The 3,459-nt window shown below is 53.2% G+C and carries 1 tRNA gene and 2 rRNA genes; all 3 read right to left on the bottom strand.

The window, feature by feature from the left end:
* Position 1: 1 nt before the first annotated feature.
* The 3 genes from BV911_RS18300 to BV911_RS18290 all read right to left on the bottom strand — a co-directional run bounded on the left by BV911_RS18300 (position 2) and on the right by BV911_RS18290 (position 3,312).
* Positions 2-78 (bottom strand) — tRNA-Met (locus BV911_RS18300).
* 53 nt (positions 79-131) lie between these two features.
* Positions 132-246, bottom strand: a 5S ribosomal RNA gene (gene rrf, locus BV911_RS18295).
* A gap of 121 nt (positions 247-367) precedes the next feature.
* Positions 368-3,312: ribosomal RNA gene (locus BV911_RS18290) — 23S ribosomal RNA — on the bottom strand.
* Positions 3,313-3,459: the final 147 nt, after the last annotated feature.

Genomic DNA, 3,459 nt, shown 5'->3' with positions numbered 1-3,459 from the left:
TTGGTTGCGGGGACAGGATTTGAACCTGTGACCTTCAGGTTATGAGCCTGACGAGCTACCGGGCTGCTCCACCCCGCGACAGGGTGATTGGATCGTTTGAGAGATACGTTTATTATGGAACGGCTTATCAGGTTTGGCGATGACCTACTCTCCCACGCCTTAAGACGCAGTACCATCGGCGCAACAGTGCTTAACTGCCGAGTTCGGGATGGGATCGGGTGTTTCACTTGCGCTATGATCACCAAACCGGAAAAGCAGTTCCATTTTTGTCCCCGAGGGGATTGTCCAAGTCAAATACGCTGTATTGGTGTGTACGACATTGATAACGATCAGTTTTGACGGGCTTTTGGCCTGTCTTCTACTGGATCAAATCAAGCCTATCGGACCATTAGTACCGGTCAACTGAGCACATTACTGCGCTTACATCTCCGGCCTATCGACGTGGTGGTCTACCACGGTCCTCAGGGATACCTTGTTTTGAGGGGGGCTTCCCGCTTAGATGCCTTCAGCGGTTATCCTGTCCGTTCATAGCTACCCAGCACTGCCATTGGCATGACAACTGGTCCACCAGTGGAACGTTCACCCCGGTCCTCTCGTACTAGGGGCAACTCCTCTCAAGTATCCTACACCCACGGCAGATAGGGACCGAACTGTCTCACGACGTTCTAAACCCAGCTCACGTACCTCTTTAAACGGCGAACAGCCGTACCCTTGGGACCTGCTCCAGCCCCAGGATGAGATGAGCCGACATCGAGGTGCCAAACGGTGCCGTCGATATGGACTCTTGGGCACCATCAGCCTGTTATCCCCGGCGTACCTTTTATCCGTTGAGCGATGGCCCTTCCACTCGGGACCACCGGATCACTATGGCCGTCTTTCGACTCTGCTCGACGTGTCAGTCTTGCAGTCAGGCTGGCTTCTGCCATTGCACTCAACGAGCGATTTCCGACCGCTCTGAGCCAACCTTCGCGCGCCTCCGTTACGCTTTAGGAGGCGACCGCCCCAGTCAAACTACCCACCACACAGGGTCCCGGATCCGGATAACGGACCGCGGTTAGACATCAAGCAAAGCAAGGGTGGTATCTCAAGGATGGCTCCACCGCAACTGGCGTCACGGTTTCAAAGCCTACCACCTATCCTGCACATGCTTGGCCTGATGCCAATGTGAAGTTGTAGTAAAGGTGCACGGGGTCTTTCCGTCTAACCGCGGGAAGCCTGCATCTTGACAGGCAATTCAATTTCGCTGAGTCCACATTCGAGACAGCGGGGAAGTCGTTACGCCATTCGTGCAGGTCGGAACTTACCCGACAAGGAATTTCGCTACCTTAGGACCGTTATAGTTACGGCCGCCGTTTACTGGGGCTTCAATTCGGAGCTCTCACTCCTCCTTTTAACCTTCCAGCACCGGGCAGGCGTCAGACCCTATACGTCGTCTTGCGACTTCGCAGAGCCCTGTGTTTTTAGTAAACAGTCGCCACCCCCTGGTTTGTGCCCCCGGCCTCTACTTGCGTAAAAACCGGGCCTCCTTCTCGCGAACTTACGGAGGTATTTTGCCGAGTTCCTTAAATGTGGTTCTCTCAAGCGCCTTGGTATTCTCTACCAGTCCACCTGTGTCGGTTTAGGGTACGGTCTGATGGAGGGCTATTTCCAGGAACCTGTAGGCAGCCCGCTCAATCCGATAAGAGCGAACTACGGTTCAGATCCGTCACATCCTCCTGGCCTAGGAATATTAACCTAGTTCCCATCGTCTACGCATTTCTGCCTCGACTTAGGGGCCGGCTTACCCTGCTCAGATTAGCTTTAAGCAGGAACCCTTGGACTTTCGGCGACAGGGTCTCTCACCCTGTTTGTCGCTACTCATGTCATCATTCTCACTAGTGATCACTCCACCGGATGGCTCACGCCCCGGCTTCACAGTAAGATCGTCCTCTGCGCTACCGCTTCGCTATTTGACCGCGGTTGCCCGCGCCGCATAGTCCGGCAGTAATACAGAGAATAATCTGGTTCACACTACGCTCCGCTACCACGTGCACCTAAGTGCACATCCTCAGCTTCGGCTCATGGCTTGAGCCCCGTTACATCTTCGCCGCAGGACAACTTAATTAGACCAGTGAGCTGTTACGCTATCTTTAAAGGATGGCTGCTTCTAAGCCAACCTCCTGGTTGTTTTGGTCGTCCCACCTGCTTTCCCACTTAGCCATGAATTAGGGGCCTTAGCTGGAGGTCAGGGTTGTTTCCCTCTTCACGACGGACGTTAGCATTCGCCGTGTGTCTGCCATCTAGTACTCCTCGGTATTCGGAGTTTGGTTAGGATCAGTAAGCCTGTGGGGCCCCATTACCCATCCAGTGCTCTACCCCCGAGGGTATTCGGATGACGCTCTACCTAAATAGATTTCGCGGAGAACCAGCTATCTCCGAGTTTGATTGGCCTTTCACCCCTAGGCACAACTCATCCCGACCTTTTTCAACAGGTGTGGGTTCGGTCCTCCAGTGCATGTTACTGCACCTTCAACCTGGTCATGCCTAGATCACTCGGTTTCGGGTCTAATCCATCTAACTCATGCGCCCTATTAAGACTCGCTTTCGCTGCGCCTACACCTAACGGCTTAAGCTTGCTAGATAGACTAAGTCGATGACCCATTATACAAAAGGTACGCCGTCAGGGCTCAATAAAGGCCCCTCCGACTGCTTGTAGGCGTCCGGTTTCAGAAACTGTTTCACTCCCCTCGTCGGGGTGCTTTTCACCTTTCCCTCACGGTACTGGTTCACTATCGGTCAGCAAGGAGTACTTAGCCTTAGAGGGTGGTCCCCCCATGTTCAGACAGAATTTCACGTGTTCCGCCCTACTTAATACGTCCCATTGAGCTTCCTATACGGGGCTGTCACCCATGTTGCCCAGCTTTCCAACTGGTTCTAGTCACTCTCAAGGCTCGGCTGGTCCCCGTTCGCTCGCCGCTACTAGGGGAGTATCTGTTGATTTCCTTTCCTCCGGGTACTTAGATGTTTCAGTTCCCCGGGTTTGCTCTAAAAACCCTATGTATTCAGGTAATTAGTACCTGGTTTACACTATTATTCTTTAATCACTCCGTGCTCGCCCTTGGCGAGTCTCACTGGTCAGAGACCAGATCGCTCATCGCGGGGTCAACGCGTGGAGTAAATCAAACAATAACAGCATATCAGGTGGGTTGCCCCATTCGGAGATCAGTGGGTCAAAGCCTATTCCCGGCTCGCCACTGCTTATCGCAGGGTATCACGTCCTTCATCGCCTCTTGCTGCCAAGGCATTCACCAAACGCCCTTTTCGCGCTTGATTTGATCCAGAAGAAGCTAGGCTTCTTCCTGCTCTCCGTCCTTTTGTAGTTCCGGAGAGTTGAGATCAAAGTCGTACTTTGGTTTTTCCCGCACACAGCCGCCGGTTCAAAGGAAAGCTGTGTACTTTTTGATCCGATCCCGTGCGAGA

Source organism: Pseudoruegeria sp. SK021 (genome assembly GCF_002119405.1).
Lineage (GTDB): Bacteria > Pseudomonadota > Alphaproteobacteria > Rhodobacterales > Rhodobacteraceae > Meridianimarinicoccus.
Note: the sequence above shows the minus strand (reverse complement) of the source record. Positions and strands in the feature narration are given on the sequence as shown.